Origin of the sequence: Pseudocitrobacter sp. 73, assembly GCF_008369545.1 — a bacterium.
Lineage (GTDB): Bacteria > Pseudomonadota > Gammaproteobacteria > Enterobacterales > Enterobacteriaceae > Pseudocitrobacter > Pseudocitrobacter vendiensis.
Genome location: NZ_VTZO01000008.1, coordinates 235,809 through 251,887 on the forward strand (window position 1 = coordinate 235,809; position 16,079 = coordinate 251,887).

Annotated in this window: 17 protein-coding genes and 1 other annotated feature; of the genes, 1 reads left to right on the forward strand and 16 read right to left on the reverse strand. The window is 50.8% G+C overall.

Annotated features, from left to right (window positions below; translation table 11 throughout):
* Positions 1–78 precede the first annotated feature (78 nt).
* Positions 79–267, forward strand: coding sequence for a hemin uptake protein HemP (gene hemP, locus F0Q32_RS08380; RefSeq protein WP_149462684.1), 189 nt, complete (start codon positions 79–81; stop codon positions 265–267).
* 62 nt (positions 268–329) lie between these two features.
* Here the strand turns inward: hemP and selO are convergent, their stop codons facing one another.
* From selO to F0Q32_RS08460, 16 genes are all read right to left on the reverse strand, one after another.
* Entirely contained in the window at positions 330–1,772 is a 1,443-nt protein-coding gene (selO, locus tag F0Q32_RS08385) for a protein adenylyltransferase SelO (protein ID WP_149462685.1), read from the reverse strand.
* A gap of 61 nt (positions 1,773–1,833) precedes the next feature.
* A complete protein-coding gene (locus tag F0Q32_RS08390; RefSeq protein ID WP_149462686.1) occupies positions 1,834–2,547 on the reverse strand; it encodes an EAL domain-containing protein in 714 nt (237 codons plus the stop codon).
* Positions 2,548–2,828: 281 nt separating this feature from the next.
* On the reverse strand, positions 2,829–3,290 hold the full coding sequence (locus F0Q32_RS08395; protein WP_015964185.1) for a C40 family peptidase: 462 nt from the start codon (positions 3,288–3,290) through the stop codon (positions 2,829–2,831).
* A 110-nt stretch (positions 3,291–3,400) separates the two neighbouring features.
* A complete protein-coding gene (gene btuD / locus F0Q32_RS08400) occupies positions 3,401–4,147 on the reverse strand; it encodes a vitamin B12 ABC transporter ATP-binding protein BtuD (protein ID WP_149462687.1) in 747 nt (248 codons plus the stop codon).
* Positions 4,147–4,698 carry a glutathione peroxidase gene (locus F0Q32_RS08405; protein ID WP_149462688.1) on the reverse strand — a complete coding sequence of 184 codons (552 nt, stop codon included), beginning with the start codon at positions 4,696–4,698 and terminating at the stop codon, positions 4,147–4,149. Before F0Q32_RS08405 ends, btuD begins: the two co-directional genes overlap by 1 nt.
* Before the next feature lie 29 nt (positions 4,699–4,727).
* Positions 4,728–5,708, reverse strand: a complete 981-nt coding sequence (gene btuC / locus F0Q32_RS08410) for a vitamin B12 ABC transporter permease BtuC (protein ID WP_149462689.1) — start codon at positions 5,706–5,708, stop codon at positions 4,728–4,730.
* Positions 5,709–5,808: 100 nt separating this feature from the next.
* A complete protein-coding gene (ihfA, locus tag F0Q32_RS08415) occupies positions 5,809–6,108 on the reverse strand; it encodes an integration host factor subunit alpha (protein ID WP_003030571.1) in 300 nt (99 codons plus the stop codon).
* Between the two features lie 4 nt (positions 6,109–6,112).
* Positions 6,113–8,500 (reverse strand): phenylalanine--tRNA ligase subunit beta, encoded by a 2,388-nt coding sequence (gene pheT, locus F0Q32_RS08420; RefSeq protein WP_149462690.1) that lies wholly within the window; start codon positions 8,498–8,500, stop codon positions 6,113–6,115.
* Positions 8,501–8,515: 15 nt separating this feature from the next.
* Positions 8,516–9,499 (reverse strand): phenylalanine--tRNA ligase subunit alpha, encoded by a 984-nt coding sequence (gene pheS / locus F0Q32_RS08425; RefSeq protein WP_149462691.1) that lies wholly within the window; start codon positions 9,497–9,499, stop codon positions 8,516–8,518.
* Positions 9,500–9,561: 62 nt separating this feature from the next.
* Positions 9,562–9,687: a sequence feature (Phe leader region), on the reverse strand.
* Positions 9,637–9,681, reverse strand: coding sequence for a pheST operon leader peptide PheM (gene pheM, locus F0Q32_RS26345; RefSeq protein ID WP_001386830.1), 45 nt, complete (start codon positions 9,679–9,681; stop codon positions 9,637–9,639). It overlaps the preceding feature by 45 nt.
* Positions 9,688–9,758: 71 nt before the next feature.
* Entirely contained in the window at positions 9,759–10,562 is an 804-nt protein-coding gene (locus tag F0Q32_RS08435; RefSeq protein WP_148048335.1) for a hypothetical protein, read from the reverse strand.
* 75 nt (positions 10,563–10,637) lie between these two features.
* A complete protein-coding gene (gene rplT, locus F0Q32_RS08440; RefSeq protein WP_000124850.1) occupies positions 10,638–10,994 on the reverse strand; it encodes a 50S ribosomal protein L20 in 357 nt (118 codons plus the stop codon).
* Between the two features lie 51 nt (positions 10,995–11,045).
* Complete coding sequence (gene rpmI / locus F0Q32_RS08445) at positions 11,046–11,243, reverse strand: 50S ribosomal protein L35 (protein WP_001124225.1); 198 nt, start codon at positions 11,241–11,243, stop codon at positions 11,046–11,048.
* A 91-nt stretch (positions 11,244–11,334) separates the two neighbouring features.
* Positions 11,335–11,877, reverse strand: a complete 543-nt coding sequence (gene infC / locus F0Q32_RS08450) for a translation initiation factor IF-3 (protein ID WP_071843507.1) — start codon at positions 11,875–11,877, stop codon at positions 11,335–11,337.
* A gap of 3 nt (positions 11,878–11,880) precedes the next feature.
* Positions 11,881–13,809 (reverse strand): threonine--tRNA ligase, encoded by a 1,929-nt coding sequence (gene thrS, locus F0Q32_RS08455; protein ID WP_149462693.1) that lies wholly within the window; start codon positions 13,807–13,809, stop codon positions 11,881–11,883.
* Between the two features lie 348 nt (positions 13,810–14,157).
* Positions 14,158–15,966 carry a diguanylate cyclase gene (locus F0Q32_RS08460; RefSeq protein ID WP_149462694.1) on the reverse strand — a complete coding sequence of 603 codons (1,809 nt, stop codon included), beginning with the start codon at positions 15,964–15,966 and terminating at the stop codon, positions 14,158–14,160.
* Between the last annotated feature and the right edge of the window lie 113 nt (positions 15,967–16,079).

The window sequence follows — 16,079 nt, forward strand, 5'->3', positions numbered from 1 at the left end:
CACAAAAAACGGTTGCACACGCCTACTCATTATTGATAATACTTATCATTGTTGTTTTTATTACTATTTTACTTTTCTATGACGCTTATGGATGACAACGCAGAACAGGTTACCGTCAGGGACAATACCCCCCGTCCGCAGGATAACGATCGCCGGGTTAACAGCGAGGCGTTATTAGGTGATGAAGGCCGCGTGGTGATAGAACATGAAGGTCAGCAGTATCTGTTGCGCCAGACGCAGGCTGGAAAGCTGATATTGACGAAATAGCAGGTAGATTTTTGCCTTGTGCATTTTTTGGCCGGGCAAGCGCAGCGCTCCCGGCATGTTGTTCAGCTGGAACAACTCACTTCCAGCCTTTTCCCCCAGTCGGGCGGGCGTTGAGCATAATCATCGTCACGATCAACCCACGGATTTCTCAGGGCTTCGTGCAGTCGATGGAGTTCCTGATAATCGCCCTTCTCCGCCGTTTCAATGGCCCGCTGCGCCAACCAGTTGCGTAACACCATTGCCGGGTTCACCTGCTTCATCGCCTGTTGCCGTTTCGCATCGTCGATGCCTTCAGGCTGTATACGGGCCCGATACTGCGCAAACCAGCTATCAAAGGCGGCACGATCGATAAACTCGTCGCGTAATGGGGATGCGGCGCTTAACTGTTCCGTTTCGCTCAACATACGGAAAGTACGCGTGTAATCACTACCCTCTCGCGCCATAAGTGCAAACAACGCGTTAAGCAGATCGTTATCGCCCACCTCTTGCGTAAATAACCCCAGTTTCTGACGCATGCGCGCGCCATATTCGGTGAACAATGCAAGCTGGTAGCCATCCAGGGCGTCATTCAGCGTATCGACATTGATAAAGGCTGAGAGCGACTGCGCCAGACGTTGCAGGTTCCATAACCCTACCGCCGGCTGATTCTCAAAACTGTAGCGCCCCTGATAATCTGAATGATTACAAATAAAGCCCGGCTGGTAATCATCAAGAAAGCCAAACGGACCGTAATCAATCGTCAGTCCCAGAATCGACATGTTATCGGTATTCATTACGCCATGCGCGAAACCGACCGTTTGCCAGCGCGCAATCATCTGCCCGGTGCGCGTAACCACGTCACGGAACCAGAGTGCATAGCGATCCGCTTCCTGCTGAAGATGCGGCCAGTGGTGGCGAATAACAAAATCGACCAGTTGCTGGACCTTGTCCATTTCACGACGATAGTAGAAATGCTCAAAGTGGCCGAAGCGAACGTGACTTTGCGCAATACGCATGAGCATCGCGCCCTGTTCAACGGTTTCACGCTGGATGGGCGTATCACTGGTTACAATGGAAAGCGCACGCGTGGTGGGAATACCGAGATAATGCATCGCTTCCGAGGCCAGGCTTTCACGAAGTGTGGATCGCAACACAGCACGGCCATCGCCCATCCGCGAATACGGGGTTAAGCCTGCGCCTTTGAGATGCCAGTCCACCGACGTGCCGCCATCCAGTTGCTGTTCACCCAGCAGAATGCCGCGGCCATCGCCCAGTTGCCCCGCCCAGACGCCAAACTGATGGCCGCTGTACACCTGCGCCAGCGGTTTCATCCCGGGGAGCAAGGCTTCTCCGCCCCACACACCAGCGCCACGTTCAGGCGCAAAGAGAGAGGGTTCGATCCCGAGTTCATCGGCAAGCGGCGTGTTATGCCATATCAGGCGGGCATTCTGTAGCGGCGTCGGATTGAGGTCGCTGTAAAAACCTGGCAGCTCATCGCGCCAGCGAGTATTAAAAGACAGGGTCATAGGTCCTCCTGTCTGTAGTGTATGAGTTAATCCTCGTTTACACACCCGGCAATCTGCAGGGTTATTCCTGCACCAGCGTTAATAATGAGGATTCTGGTACAGCAGGCCATAGCTCACCCAGCATGCCGCTGAAACCAAAAGGTAATACACGTTCACGCGCGGATTCCGTATTAATCCCCGCAATCATGATGCTTTGGCAATAGGGTTGAATTTGGGTGGTGATGGCGCGAATAAAGGGCTCGAAGGATGCAGAAGACAGTTGTCGCTGAACAAACTGACGATCGATTACAATCCGCTGAAACAATCCAGCAAACACAGCGCGCGTAGAGGCTTCCCCCGAACCAAAGTTTGCTAACGCCAGCGGGAAGCGTTTTGCCAGAAGTGTGAGTGGATGCGTATCATCAGGCTGATTGAGCCCTGGGAAGCGTTCGCTCACCACCAGTTCGACAAACGGGTAACGTGAAACCTCGGCTGCCAGCAATGCATCCGTGAGTAAGGCGTGAACAATCGCAGGTGTAATAGCAAGCCACGCCGTCAGTTGCTGCTGAATAAAAAACAGCTGGCAGGTATTAAGCAGCGCGAGCTTTTCGCGAAATAGCACTAATTCCTCATCAGACGTCAGTTTCGGCAGGATGAGATTCGTCGGGATACGTACAGAATTCTCTACACCAATAAAATGTGCAACGACTTTCAAACCAATCAGTTTGCCATTAGCATGTCGGGCTGGGAGAAATAACAGCTCTGAACGCCATGTACGGTCAAGGGTTACAATCATTGCGACAGCCCTTCTCGATAAGTCATTTCAAGGGTCCTGAAGTCACAAAACAATAAATTTAGGTCGATTGATTTTAGTCGGATTGCTTTCATTTTCCGTTTTATTTTTGCATTCCTTCGCTGGAATGTAATGATTGTAATCGAAAATCATAGATTAATACAATCCATGCCCAGTTAACCCTAAGATTGTTAACAAAAACAATAATGAGTCGTAATTTGTTTTTTAAATACCATTAATTTAAATACGCCGAAGGGGCATCGCGCCCCTTCGTCATTTACCCATTAAATCCGCCTGGCCTGCCAAAACTTCTTGCGCCAGTACACGTTATCTAAAGAGGATCGCGTGACGCCCTGGCTGGTCGATGCATGGATAAACTGGTTATCCGTATCATAGATACCAACATGGAGGCCGCTATCCCCTGAGCCGGTCTTGAAGAAAACCAGATCGCCCGGTAGCAGATCGTCTTTATCAATTTCGGTGCCGATCTTCGCCTGCTGACGCGTTTCGCGCGGTAACTGCATTTCAAATTTATCGCGGAAAGTGGTTAAGACAAACCCGGAACAATCAATTCCACGGCGATTCATCCCACCATAGCGGTAAGGCGTACCGTGCCAGTTGCGCAACTGATCGTTTAAATTAGCAATTACGGTTATCGAATCAGATAGTCTTGGATTTGGAGGCGGTGCATGGTGACTACATCCCGCCAAAAATAAAGCCGCTATAAAAATAATCAAGAATCGCATATCCGGCGAATCCTCTCTTTTTTAATTTTCCGATAATTTAGCCCGGTTACTTATTCCCTGGCAAGTAAGCAGTGATACTTAATGTTTCGCTATTGTTTTCCAGACCCGTTTCACTGCGCAACCAGCATCTGGTGGCCCGCAATGTCCAGCCGTTGGAAAGAAATATTATAGGCGCTAAACAGTAAATCAGGGGTTAATACCTCAGCCGATGTTCCACTGGCGATTGATTGCCCTTTGGATAACAACCACACCCGATTAGCATGCCGCAGCGTATGATTGAGATCGTGGCTGCTCATTACTATCGCAATACCGCGAGCACGCAATGTGTCCAGCACACGATCAAGGGCTGCCTGCTGTGCGACATCGAGGCTGTTCATGGGTTCATCCAGTAGCAACAGTTGACCATGAGGGTTACCAGATGGATGAATCTGCAGGATAACCGCTGCCAGCCGTACGCGCTGCCACTCACCACCGGAAAGCTGATTAACATGACGGCCCAGTTTATCTACCAGGCCCAGCGCTTCCGTTACCTGTGTGCAAAGCGTATGTTCAGTTTTATCATGCTGATGCAACAGCAGAAAATGCCAGACGGGCATGGCGAATGGCGGCGACTGATGCTGGGAAAGATACGCGCGCTTTTGCGCCAGCTCCAGCGAGGTCCATTCGCCTAACGGTTTACCGTTTAGCGTGACGCTGCCCTTACCGGAACTTAACCCCGCCATGCGGGTTAACAGCGTACTCTTCCCCGCGCCATTCGGCCCCACGAGGTGGATTGTCTCGCCAGCATGAACCTCTGCGCTAAACTGCGTTAAACGCACTCCCTCACTGACGTTTTGTAGTTGCATCAGCATTGTCATTACAGAACCAGTGCTTTCTGAATCGCATTAATCAGAATCGGATCTTCCGGGGGCATATCCGGTGAGAAACGCGCGACGACGCGACCGTCGCGGCCAACGAGGAATTTCTCAAAGTTCCACAGAATGTCACCAGGCTGCGCAGGCGCACGACCTTTGCTGGCCATTTTTTCATAAAACTCGCTTCCCTTCGGCGCAATGGCTTTTGGCGCGGCGCGCGTTAAGGTCTGATAGAGCGGATGACGCCCTTCACCATTAACCTCGATTTTACTGAACATAGGGAACGTCACGCCGTAGGTGGTGCGGCAGAACGTTTTAATCTCGTCTTCACTCCCGGGCTCCTGTCCCAGGAACTGGTTGCACGGGAATCCCAGCACCGCAAAGCCTTCATATTCGAGCGACGTTTGCAGGCTTTCCAGCTGTTCGTACTGCGGGGTTAATCCGCATTTAGATGCCACATTCACGATCAACAGGACGTTCCCTCTGAAACGTTCCAGGGTCGTTTTTTCACCATCAATCGTTGTAACTTCAATGTTCAGAATTGCGTTTTCCATAATATCCTCATTAGCATATGTACTGAACGTCAGCGCCCAGAACGCAATAATAGCCAGATAAAGACCGGCGCTCCCGTGGTCGCCGTCACAACACCGATAGGAAGTTCGGCCGCCTGAAGCGCCAGCCGCGCAATGATGTCCGCCGCCAGCAACGTGCTGGCCCCTGCCAGTGCGCAGGCCGGTAGCAGCACCCGATGATCGGTCAGACCGCACAGCCGCAGCATATGCGGTACCACCAGGCCGACAAAGCCGATTGCGCCCGCCAGCGCCACGCTGACGCCAACCAGCCAACCGGTGGCAATCACCAACAGTTTACGCCACAGCCAGATGGGGACGCCCAGCTGTCGGGCTGACGTTTCGCCCAGCGCCAGTAAATTTAACGGCTGTGATTGCAGGCAAATCCATGCGATGACCGGAATCAGACCCAGCATCAGCCAGCTCTGTTGCCAGTCAACGCCGCCGAAGCCGCCCATCATCCAGTACATAAGCTGGCGTAAATCAAAAGACGTAGAGAAGTAAACGGCCCAGGTCATCAGCGCGCTGCAAATAATGCCCAGCGCCACCCCGGCTAAGAGTAGCTTACTGGTAGAAAGATGGCGTCTGGCAAAACGCATCAGAATAAAGGTAATAAGCAGCGCCCCGAGAATCGCTGACAGGCCGAGCGCCCAGCCGGGTAGCATTCCCTGCCCTAACATCACGGCGGCAATCAGCCCGACGCCTGCACCATTAGAAACCCCCAGCAGGCCAGGCTCCGCCAGCGGGTTTTCAAACAGCGCCTGCATTACGGCGCCCGACAACGCCAGTGCGGCCCCAACCAACAGAACCGCAACGGTACGCGGCAGGCGAATCTGCCAGATAAAGAGCTTTCCGGTAGCGCTAAACCAGTTGCCAGGGGCAATCCATCGGTCTCCGGCACAGAGGCTTATCGTCAGCGCAACAAGCAGCGTGAGCGCCAGTATCATAAGCCAGCGCCGATTGCGTCGCTGCTGAAGATGTACGTAGTCCAGCATAGTAGTCCATGTGCCAGCAAGAGAGGTGTTTGATTTTACGGTGGTTCCACGTGCGGGAAAAGAAAAAAGGCCGCATAGCGGCCTTTTTGGTTAGTGCAGATTACTCTTCTTTGGGCGTCGCGTTTTCGACACGGCTTTTTAACTTCTGACCGGGTCTGAAGGTCACCACGCGCCGGGCTGTAATGGGAATATCTTCGCCCGTTTTCGGGTTACGACCCGGGCGTTGATTTTTGTCTCGCAGGTCAAAATTACCAAAACCGGAAAGTTTAACCTGTTCGCCATTTTCCAGAGCACGACGGATCTCTTCAAAAAACAGCTCAACCAGCTCTTTGGCATCCCGCTTGCTAAGCCCAAGCTTATCAAACAGATATTCTGACATTTCAGCTTTTGTAAGCGCCATAGGTTCAATCCCTCAATGATGCCTGGAATCGCTCTTTTAATGCCTCTACACACTTGGCAACGGTAGTGGCAATATCCTCTTCTTCAAGTGTACGGCTGGTATCCTGAAGGATCAGGCTGATAGCGAGGCTCTTATACCCCTCCGCAACACCCTTACCACGGTACACGTCAAATAAGTTTACGCCAACTATCTGATTTACGCCAACTTTCTTACATTCGGCCAAAACATCCGCAGCCGGTACGTTTTCTGCCACCACAACCGCGATATCACGACGGTTTGCCGGGAAGCGAGAAATCTCCTGTGCCTGAGGAACCACGCGGTCTGCGAGCTTGTTCCACTCCAGTTCGAACACCAGTGTACGACCATTGAGATCCAGTTTACGTTCCAGTTCCGGGTGAACAACCCCAATGAAACCAATACGTTCACCTTTCAGATAAATCGCCGCGGACTGGCCCGGATGCAGTGCCGGATTGGCTTCAGCTTTAAACTGAATATCAGACAGTTTACCGGTCAAATCGAGAACAGCTTCGAGATCGCCTTTTAAATCATAGAAATCAACGGTCTCTTTTACCAGGTTCCAGTGCTCTTCGTAGCGGTTGCCGCAAATCACGCCGCCCAGCATCACATCCTGACGAATGCCCAGCGGAGCCTGGGTATCCGGTACAAAGCGCAGACCGGTTTCGAAGATACGTACGCGGTTCTGCTGACGGTTCTGGTTATAGACCACGGTGGTCAGCAGGCCGCTCCACAGAGAAAGACGCATTGCGGACATTTCACTGGAGATAGGGCTTGGCAGAATCAGCGCTTCTTCGCCCGGGTGAATCAGTTGCTGCACTTTCGGATCGACGAAGCTATAGGTAATCACTTCCTGATAGCCTTTGTCATTCAGCATCGTTTTCACACGCTTGAGCGACAGGTTAGCTTCTTTATGGCTGCCCATTACCAGACCGGCCTGCACAGGCTCGTTCGGGATGTTGTCATAGCCAAACAGACGCGCAACTTCTTCTACCAGGTCTTCTTCAATTTCCATGTCGAAACGCCAGCTCGGCGCAACGGCCTGCCACTGGTCGTTACCGACGGTCACTTCACAGCCCAGACGCTGGAGAATATCAGTCACCACGTCATCAGCAATATGATGACCAATCAGTCGATCCAGCTTGCTGCGACGCAGGGTGATGGTCGCACGTTTTGGCAGCGTAGATTCGTTAGTGACATCGATAATCGGGCCAGCTTCGCCGCCACAGATATCCATCAGCAGGCGGGTGGCACGCTCCAGGGCTTTGTACTGCAGCGCCGGATCGACACCACGCTCATAGCGGTGAGAGGCATCCGTATGCAGACCATGGCGACGCGCGCGGCCAGTGATAGACAGCGGGTTGAAGAAGGCGCACTCCAGCAGAACGTTTTGCGTTTCGCCATTCACGCCAGAGTGTTCACCACCGAAGATGCCGCCCATTGCCAGCGCTTTGGCATGGTCGGCAATGACCAGGGTATCGGATTTCAGTTTCGCTTCGCTACCATCAAGCAGAACCAGCGTTTCGCCCTCTTTCGCCATGCGCACCACAATACCGCCTTCGATACGATCTTTATCGAATGCGTGCATCGGTTGGCCCAGCTCGAGCAGCACGTAGTTGGTGACGTCAACAACGGCGTCGATGGAACGAATACCGCAGCGACGCAGCTTTTCTTTCATCCACAGCGGGGTTGGCGCTTTGACGTTGATGCCTTTCACTACGCGACCCAGATAGCGCGGGCAGGCGTCTGCGGCTTCAACGCTGATAGGTAACGTGTCGTTGATGGTGTCAACTACCGGGGTGATTTCCGGCTCAACCAGCGGCAATTTGTTCAGTACGGCCACATCGCGGGCAACCCCGATAATACCGAGGCAGTCGGCGCGGTTTGGCGTCACGCTAATTTCGATGGTGTTGTCATCAAGTTTCAGGTATTCACGGATATCGGTACCGATCGGCGCATCAGCCGGCAGTTCGATGATACCACTATGGTCGTCGGAAATACCCAGCTCAGAGAACGAGCACAGCATGCCTTCAGATGGCTCACCGCGCAGTTTTGCGGCTTTAATTTTAAAATCACCCGGCAGAACAGCACCGATGGTGGCAACTGCCACACGCAGGCCCTGACGGCAGTTCGGCGCACCACAGACGATATCAAGCAGGCGTTCGCCGCCTACATTCACTTTTGTTACGCGCAGTTTGTCGGCGTTCGGGTGCTGACCGCACTCAACCACTTCACCCACAACCACACCGTTGAAGCTGCCCGCTACTGGCTCCACACCATCGACCTCCAGGCCTGCCATGGTGATTTGACCGGACAGCGCTTCGCTATCGATGGCCGGGTTAACCCATTCGCGTAACCACAGTTCACTGAATTTCATTGTTTTGCCCTGCCCTTATTTAAACTGTTTGAGGAAACGCAGATCGTTTTCGAAGAATGCACGTAAATCGGTGACGCCGTAACGCAGCATGGTCAGACGCTCCATACCCATACCGAAGGCAAAACCAGAGTAAACTTCCGGGTCAATGCCGACATTGCGCAACACGTTCGGGTGAACCATCCCGCAGCCCAGCACTTCCAGCCATTTACCGTTTTTACCCATTACGTCAACTTCTGCAGACGGTTCGGTGAACGGGAAATAGGACGGACGGAAACGAATCTGCAGATCTTCTTCAAAGAAGTTACGCAGGAAGTCATGCAGCGTGCCCTTCAGGTTGGTAAAGCTGATGTTTTTATCAACAATCAGACCTTCCATCTGATGGAACATCGGGGTATGCGTTTGGTCGTAATCGTTACGATATACGCGGCCCGGTGCAATGATACGAATCGGCGGCTGTTGATCTTTCATGGTGCGGATCTGTACGCCGGAGGTTTGGGTGCGCAGCAGACGCGTGGCATCAAACCAGAAAGTGTCGTGGTCAGCGCGTGCCGGGTGATGTCCTGGAATATTCAGCGCATCGAAGTTGTGGTAATCATCTTCGATTTCCGGACCGGTCGCCACGGTAAAGCCGAGCTCACCGAAGAAACTTTCAATACGGTCGATAGTACGGGTAACCGGGTGCAGGCCGCCGTTTTCAATACGACGCCCCGGCAGGGAGATATCGATGGTTTCGGCAGCCAGACGGGCGTTCAGTACTGCACTTTCCAGCTCAGCTTTGCGGGCGTTCATCGCCTGCTGAACCTGCTCTTTTGCTTCGTTAATGACCGCACCTGCTGCCGGGCGCTCTTCTGGCGGCAGATCACGCAGTGTTGTCATCTGAAGGGTCAGATGCCCTTTTTTGCCAAGGTACTCGACGCGAACGTTATCTAACGTGGCGACATCCGAGGCCTGGTTAATGGCTGCCTTCGCACTGGCAACCAGCTCTGCGAGATGTGACATGGTTTTCCTCATTGTGTCAGTGAAGACACTGGTTCGTTGGACTTAATTTTTGTGCTGCACAAACGAAAAAAGCCTCCACTGGGGAGGCTTTCAGGCGCTGTTTTTCGTTTCTTCTTTCACGCGCTAGCCTCCTGGTTTCAGGTGCTAAAGTAAAAAAAGAAGCGGAAAATAGCAGCATTCATTGCTTGCGTTACCTTGATGCATTTGGTGTTCAGTAAGCCCTTTATTGGAAAGGTAAAACGTGAAAATGTCAACAGGATTATTGTGCCTGCGTTGGATAAAGCCTCTCCCAACCTGGACCATGCGGTTTACGCAAAGGATGATCATCATCAAAGATGTAAGGTGCATCGGAAGTGATGGCATTCTTATATATTACCTCCAGTAAGCGCGGTTTAAGCGTCTGGCGATTATACTGGTAGCGAGCGTAATATCCGCCGTCGCCATTACCATTTTGCCGAAGGTTTACATAAATTAACGCATTGCGGGTATCAACTAAACGCGCGGAAATACAATAACGTTGTTCACCGCTTTCATGCGCAAAAGGAATTAATTTTGCCGTAGCGGGTAAATGGGTCTCGTCATAATCAATAAACAGGCTAAATTCATTGTAAGCTGAGACGTTGCACCACATTTGGATTAAAAAACGACCGCGTGATATGGGATGAAAAATGGGTACTGCGCCATAAATACCGGCCTCTGATGTATCGAAATCAGCCATCTCACCACGCCCGCCATATTGCTGTTCACCATCAAAATCAGCATCCATAGCCTGAGATAACGCAACGTAATACGCGTTTTCACCAGTAAGCATTCCCAGCATCTCTGGTGGCCAGTTCTTAGTCTCCCTGGATTTTGGGAAAATCACGCTGCGCAGTGCATTGGCGCAACTCTTTTCATAAAGCCGTGGGTGCTCTTTAGATTCTGTGATAAGTCCGCTATCGCTACATTGCTGCACAAAATCGGTTATTGTGGAACGCGGCTGCGGCGAATGTTGCGCAAAAGCGTGACCATACAACATTCCGGCGTAGAGCAGAGTAATTCCATTTACTAAAAACTTTTGCATTTGATGACCTGCTTTGCAAAAAAAAGAGGATAAACCTTTCGGCTTATCCCCTTTTCTTAACCTGAAGGATTCAGATTAAGCCAGAGCTGCTTTCGCTTTTTCGACCAGAGCGGTGAACGCTACTTTGTCGAATACGGCGATATCAGCCAGGATCTTACGGTCGATTTCAACAGAGGCTTTTTTCAGGCCGTTGATGAATTTGCTGTAAGAAATACCGTTCTGACGTGCTGCAGCGTTGATACGTGCAATCCACAGTTGACGGAACTGACGCTTACGTTGACGACGGTCACGGTAAGCGTACTGACCTGCTTTGATAACAGCCTGGAAGGCAACGCGGTATACGCGAGAACGCGCACCGTAGTAGCCTTTAGCTTGTTTCAAAATTTTCTTGTGACGTGCACGTGCAATTACACCACGTTTTACGCGAGCCATATGTGCTCTCCTGTATCTATTCTAATTAAAAAGTTAAAAAACGTTAACGACTTATGCGTACGGCAGGCACGCGATTACCAGGCCCAGATCGCCTTTGGAAACCATGGCTTTCGGACGCAGGTGACGTTTACGTTTGGTCGCTTTTTTGGTCAGAATGTGACGCAGGTTAGCGTGCTTGTGCTTAAAACCACCTTTACCGGTTTTTTTGAAGCGCTTAGCAGCACCGCGTACGGTCTTAATTTTTGGCATTTTAATAACTTCCACTTCGCATTGTTAATAAACGAAACAAAGGCGAATCACCCTGCGAGCCGAGGCCCACAGGAATGATTACTTGATGGCCTTACTGTTTCTTCTTAGGAGCGAGCACCATGATCATCTGGCGGCCTTCGATCTTCGTAGGGAAGGATTCGACTACTGCCAGTTCACTCAGATCGTCACGAACGCGCGTCAGCACTTCCATACCAATCTGTTGGTGGGCCATCTCACGACCGCGGAAACGCAGCGTGATCTTGGCCTTATCGCCATCTTCCAGAAAGCGAATCAGGCTGCGGAGTTTTACCTGATAATCGCCATCGTCGGTACCAGGACGGAATTTAATTTCCTTAACCTGGATAACTTTTTGCTTTTTCTTCTGTTCCTTAGAAGACTTACTCTTTTCATAAAGGAACTTGCCGTAGTCCATAATACGACAAACTGGCGGTTCGGCGTTAGGGCTGATTTCAACTAAATCTACTCCAGCTTCCTCAGCTTTTTCGATCGCTTCTCTCAGACTCACAATTCCCAGTGCTTCGCCTTCCAGACCTGTTAAGCGAACTTCCTGGGCGCGAATCTCGCCATTGATACGATTCGGACGTGCCGTTTGAACTCGTTTTCCGCCTTTAATACCTTATTCCTCCAGTTGTTGAAGACTGCGGCTGCGAATCTCTTGTTGCAGCTTCTCGATCACTTCATTTACGTCCAGGCTGCCCAGGTCTTTACCGCGGCGGGTGCGAACGGCCACTTTGCCTGCTTCCACCTCTTTATCACCACAGACCAACATATAAGGGACACGACGTAAAGTGTGCTCGCGGATTTTAAAGCCAATCTTCTCATTTCTCAAGTCTGCTTTTACACGAATGCCTGCATTTTGTAGTTTACGGGTCAATTCGTTAACATATTCAGCCTGAGAATCAGTAATATTCATGACGACGACCTGCACTGGCGCGAGCCAGGTTGGGAAGAAGCCAGCGAATTCTTCAGTCAGGATGCCGATAAAGCGTTCCATCGACCCCAGAATTGCGCGGTGAATCATTACCGGAACCTTGCGTTCGTTGTCTTCGCCTACATAAGAAGCGCTCAGACGAGACGGCAAGGAGAAGTCCAGCTGTACAGTACCGCACTGCCATGCACGATCGAGGCAGTCATACAGGGTAAATTCAATTTTCGGACCATAGAAGGCGCCTTCACCCAGTTGATACTCAAACGGGATGTTGTTTTCTTCCAGCGCAACCGCTAAGTCCGCCTCAGCACGATCCCACATCTCGTCGCTACCGATACGTTTTTCCGGGCGAGTGGAGAGTTTGACGACGATTTTCTCGAAGCCAAAGGTGCTGTACATATCGTAGACCATACGAATACAGGCGTTCACTTCATCGCGGATTTGCTCTTCAGTACAGAAGATATGCGCATCATCCTGAGTGAACCCACGTACACGCATCAGGCCGTGCAGCGCGCCTGACGGCTCGTTACGATGGCAGCTACCGAATTCTGCCATACGCAGCGGCAGATCGCGGTAGGATTTCAGACCCTGGTTGAAGATCTGAACGTGGCCTGGGCAGTTCATTGGTTTGATGCAGTATTCACGGTTCTCAGAAGAGGTGGTGAACATTGCGTCTTTGTAGTTATCCCAGTGGCCGGTTTTTTCCCACAGCACGCGGTCCATCATGAACGGACCTTTTACTTCCTGGTACTGGTACTCTTTCAGTTTCGAACGTACGAACACTTCCAGTTCACGGAAGATAGTCCAGCCGTCGTTGTGCCAGAAGACCATACCCGGCGCTTCTTCCTGCATATGATACAGGTCGAGCTGCTTACCGATTTTACGGTGATCGCGTTTCGCCGCTTCTTCCAGACGTTGCAGATACGCGTTCAGCGCTTTTTTATCTGCCCACGCGGTACCGTAGATACGCTGCAACATTTTATTGTCGCTGTCGCCACGCCAGTACGCGCCTGCGGTTTTCATCAGTTTGAAGTGATGGCAGAAACGCATATTCGGCACGTGCGGACCGCGGCACATGTCGACGTATTCTTCGTGATGATACAAGCCAGGCTTGTCATCATGCGCAATGTTTTCATCAAGGATGGAAACTTTGTAGATTTCACCCCGTTTCACGAAAGTTTCGCGGGCTTCATGCCAGCTGACTTTCTTCTTGATGACATCGTAGTTTTTCTCGGCGAGCTCGTGCATACGTTTTTCGAGCGCGTCGATGTCTTCCTGGGTCAGGGTATGGTCAAGATCAACGTCATAGTAGAAGCCGTTGTCGATAACCGGACCGATCGCCATTTTTGTGTTCGGCCAGAGCTGCTTAATAGCATGACCGAGCAGGTGCGCGCAGGAGTGACGAATGATCTCAAGCCCTTCTTCATCTTTCGCGGTAATCAAAGAAAGGGTTACATCGTTTTCAATCACATCAGACGCATCGACCAGTTCACCATTAACGCGACCGGCGATAGTGGCTTTTGCCAGCCCTGGACCGATATCCAGAGCCACATCCATTGGGCTTACTGCGTGGTCGTAATGGCGTTGGCTGCCATCAGGAAGAGTAATTACAGGCATGTTATGTCCTTATTTGCAGTGGTGCCCCACACGAAAGAGCACATACAAAATTAAATAAATTAACTATATCAGCAAGTTAGATGGCTTTATTTGCTTCACTCTGCAAACTGTGTGCATCGGTGTATACAACATCCAAAATGTACCTACCATCACCTGCTGATAACGAGCCTCAATAGTACACGCCATTGATAATTTGTAAAAGCGCAGTGAAGCTATCTACCGCATACATTTCACGTGGTTAATCTATATGCTGCCATATTAACCAATTTCAACCCTCCCCCCTGAAGTATCTGTGAAATCCACACGGTTCTCTTTTTCTCATCCGGCTAAAAGGCACATGTAATAAGCTCAGGTCTGCTTAATACATCCTCCACAACTCGATTCCAGCATACCAAAGCTCACTATCTGCGAACGACCGAGTTCCTTGGCGCGATAAAGAGCCACATCAGCAGCACGCAACAGGTTGTCGCTTTGGACATGTTTCGGATAACTGGATATACCTATCGAAACATCTACATGACCGAGATCTGTGACACCGGAACGCAATGACTGCTCGCGAACGCCATTGAAAATTTCTGTTGCGACCTTTATAGCGCCATCTTCATCTATACCCGTCAGCAGCACCAAAAATTCTTCACCACCGTAACGAAAAGCCAGGCCGTTATCATTGATAACGCGTTTAATGACTGAGGCAACGCTCCTGATGACCGCATCGCCCGCTTCGTGGCCAAATCGATCATTAATGCTTTTGAAATGATCGATATCTATCATCAAGCAACTAACAGGCGCCTTATTGTTAACAGCCGCGCTAATCTGGGTACGCAATGTATCATCGAGATGGTGTCGATTACGTAAACCGGTGAGCGGATCGTAGAGTGCTTTCTCAAGCAGTTCATCGCGTAAACGTTGATTCGCAAGCGCAAGTGCGAGCGCTTCAGCCATCAACTCAAGATACGCACGGTAAGGCGCGGTTCCAGCGTCGATATTCTGGAAAGAAAGCAGGCCTATAGCCTCACCCTGAGCAATCAATGGGATACATAAGCTGTCATTTTGACAAGCGCCTTGCAGGTGATAACACGCAATATCCGGCCCTCCGCTCACTGGCGGATGGCTCTGTCCGCGGCGTATCGCCCAGCATTGGTCCGGATGGAAAGCATTGGCCTTACCATTAGGTGAAAGCCATTCGGCAACACAGTGAGTCTGGCGAGACTCTGGTTTAAGAATATATAGACGCCCAGGGACATTTGGCGCGATGTTAGGCGCAAAGCGTTGTGCAACATTGATAACGTCAGCAAAGTTCTCGCAACCTTGTAAACGTTGAGTCATGCGAGCAAGTAATTCTCTTATCGCCCAGTTGGCATCGCGTTCCTTTTCTAATTGTTGCCGCGCAAGTCCATTCTCACGAAAAATTCGAATAGCGTGTGCCATATCGCCGATTTCATCAATCTGGTTGAAATCAGGTGTTTCAACGGCATAATCCTGGGACGCCAGACGATTGACTACGTCACTAAGCCGCACAACCGGGCGTAATACGCGATATTTCAAAATAAAGCCGAGTACGAATAAAAAAAGGAGAGCCGTTAATCCCACCATGACTTCTGATACGACGCGTAACGTGCGGGAAATCTGGGTGGCATCGACTATGGCATCTATCGCGCGATTGTCTATCATCTGCCTGAATCTATCGATTTTGTCTTGTGCCCGGTCTAATTGTTGTTCATAGACTTTGCCGTACAGCAAGGCAACCGCTTGCGGCTCTGCACCTCGGTCCATGTAAGCAAGAGCCGTTTGCTGCTCATCTTTGAGCGAGTTAATGATTTGTAGCCCCTCATGGAGTTGCGTCAATTCTTCACCTGATGCGCCCACGTCCCTAAGTTTTGCCAGACGATCCTGAACCGTTACTTCCGTTTGTTTCTTTTTATTATAAGCACTTAGAGCATCAGGATCTTTGGCGACAACATATAATCGAGCTAAGTCGGACAGTGACCAGACATCAACAGCTAATTCGTTAGTTAACTGATCAAACAATTGCCTTTGCGCAACCGCTTCACGCTCTCGATTGTCTGCGGAGGAGGCCATGAACATTACTATCCCTGAAGCCAGAGTTAGACAGACCGTCGCGCCGTAAGCCCAGTTAGTAATGGTAGCTATACGCACCTGTTGATTCCTTCTGCGAAAGATACTGATTTGTCATGATTGAAATTATAGGAAACTCTTGATAAGCCGTGAGAAAAAAGATGGACCGGAGAGCCTGGGAAATGAGATTTGAA

Bases quoted from the DNA above. Each gene is read 5' to 3' on its own strand.
- btuD (WP_149462687.1), bottom strand. From the start codon at position 4,147: ATGACAATGCTGATGCAACTACAAAACGTCAGTGAGGGAGTGCGTTTA.
- rplT (WP_000124850.1), bottom strand. From the start codon at position 10,994: ATGGCTCGCGTAAAACGTGGTGTAATTGCACGTGCACGTCACAAGAAA.
- rpmI (WP_001124225.1), bottom strand. From the start codon at position 11,243: ATGCCAAAAATTAAGACCGTACGCGGTGCTGCTAAGCGCTTCAAAAAA.
- hemP (WP_149462684.1), top strand. From the start codon at position 79: ATGACGCTTATGGATGACAACGCAGAACAGGTTACCGTCAGGGACAAT.
- F0Q32_RS08405 (WP_149462688.1), bottom strand. From the start codon at position 4,698: ATGGAAAACGCAATTCTGAACATTGAAGTTACAACGATTGATGGTGAA.
- F0Q32_RS08395 (WP_015964185.1), bottom strand. From the start codon at position 3,290: ATGCGATTCTTGATTATTTTTATAGCGGCTTTATTTTTGGCGGGATGT.
- F0Q32_RS08435 (WP_148048335.1), bottom strand. From the start codon at position 10,562: ATGCAAAAGTTTTTAGTAAATGGAATTACTCTGCTCTACGCCGGAATG.
- thrS (WP_149462693.1), bottom strand. From the start codon at position 13,809: ATGCCTGTAATTACTCTTCCTGATGGCAGCCAACGCCATTACGACCAC.
- ihfA (WP_003030571.1), bottom strand. From the start codon at position 6,108: ATGGCGCTTACAAAAGCTGAAATGTCAGAATATCTGTTTGATAAGCTT.
- selO (WP_149462685.1), bottom strand. From the start codon at position 1,772: ATGACCCTGTCTTTTAATACTCGCTGGCGCGATGAGCTGCCAGGTTTT.
- btuC (WP_149462689.1), bottom strand. From the start codon at position 5,708: ATGCTGGACTACGTACATCTTCAGCAGCGACGCAATCGGCGCTGGCTT.
- pheT (WP_149462690.1), bottom strand. From the start codon at position 8,500: ATGAAATTCAGTGAACTGTGGTTACGCGAATGGGTTAACCCGGCCATC.
- F0Q32_RS08390 (WP_149462686.1), bottom strand. From the start codon at position 2,547: ATGATTGTAACCCTTGACCGTACATGGCGTTCAGAGCTGTTATTTCTC.
- pheS (WP_149462691.1), bottom strand. From the start codon at position 9,499: ATGTCACATCTCGCAGAGCTGGTTGCCAGTGCGAAGGCAGCCATTAAC.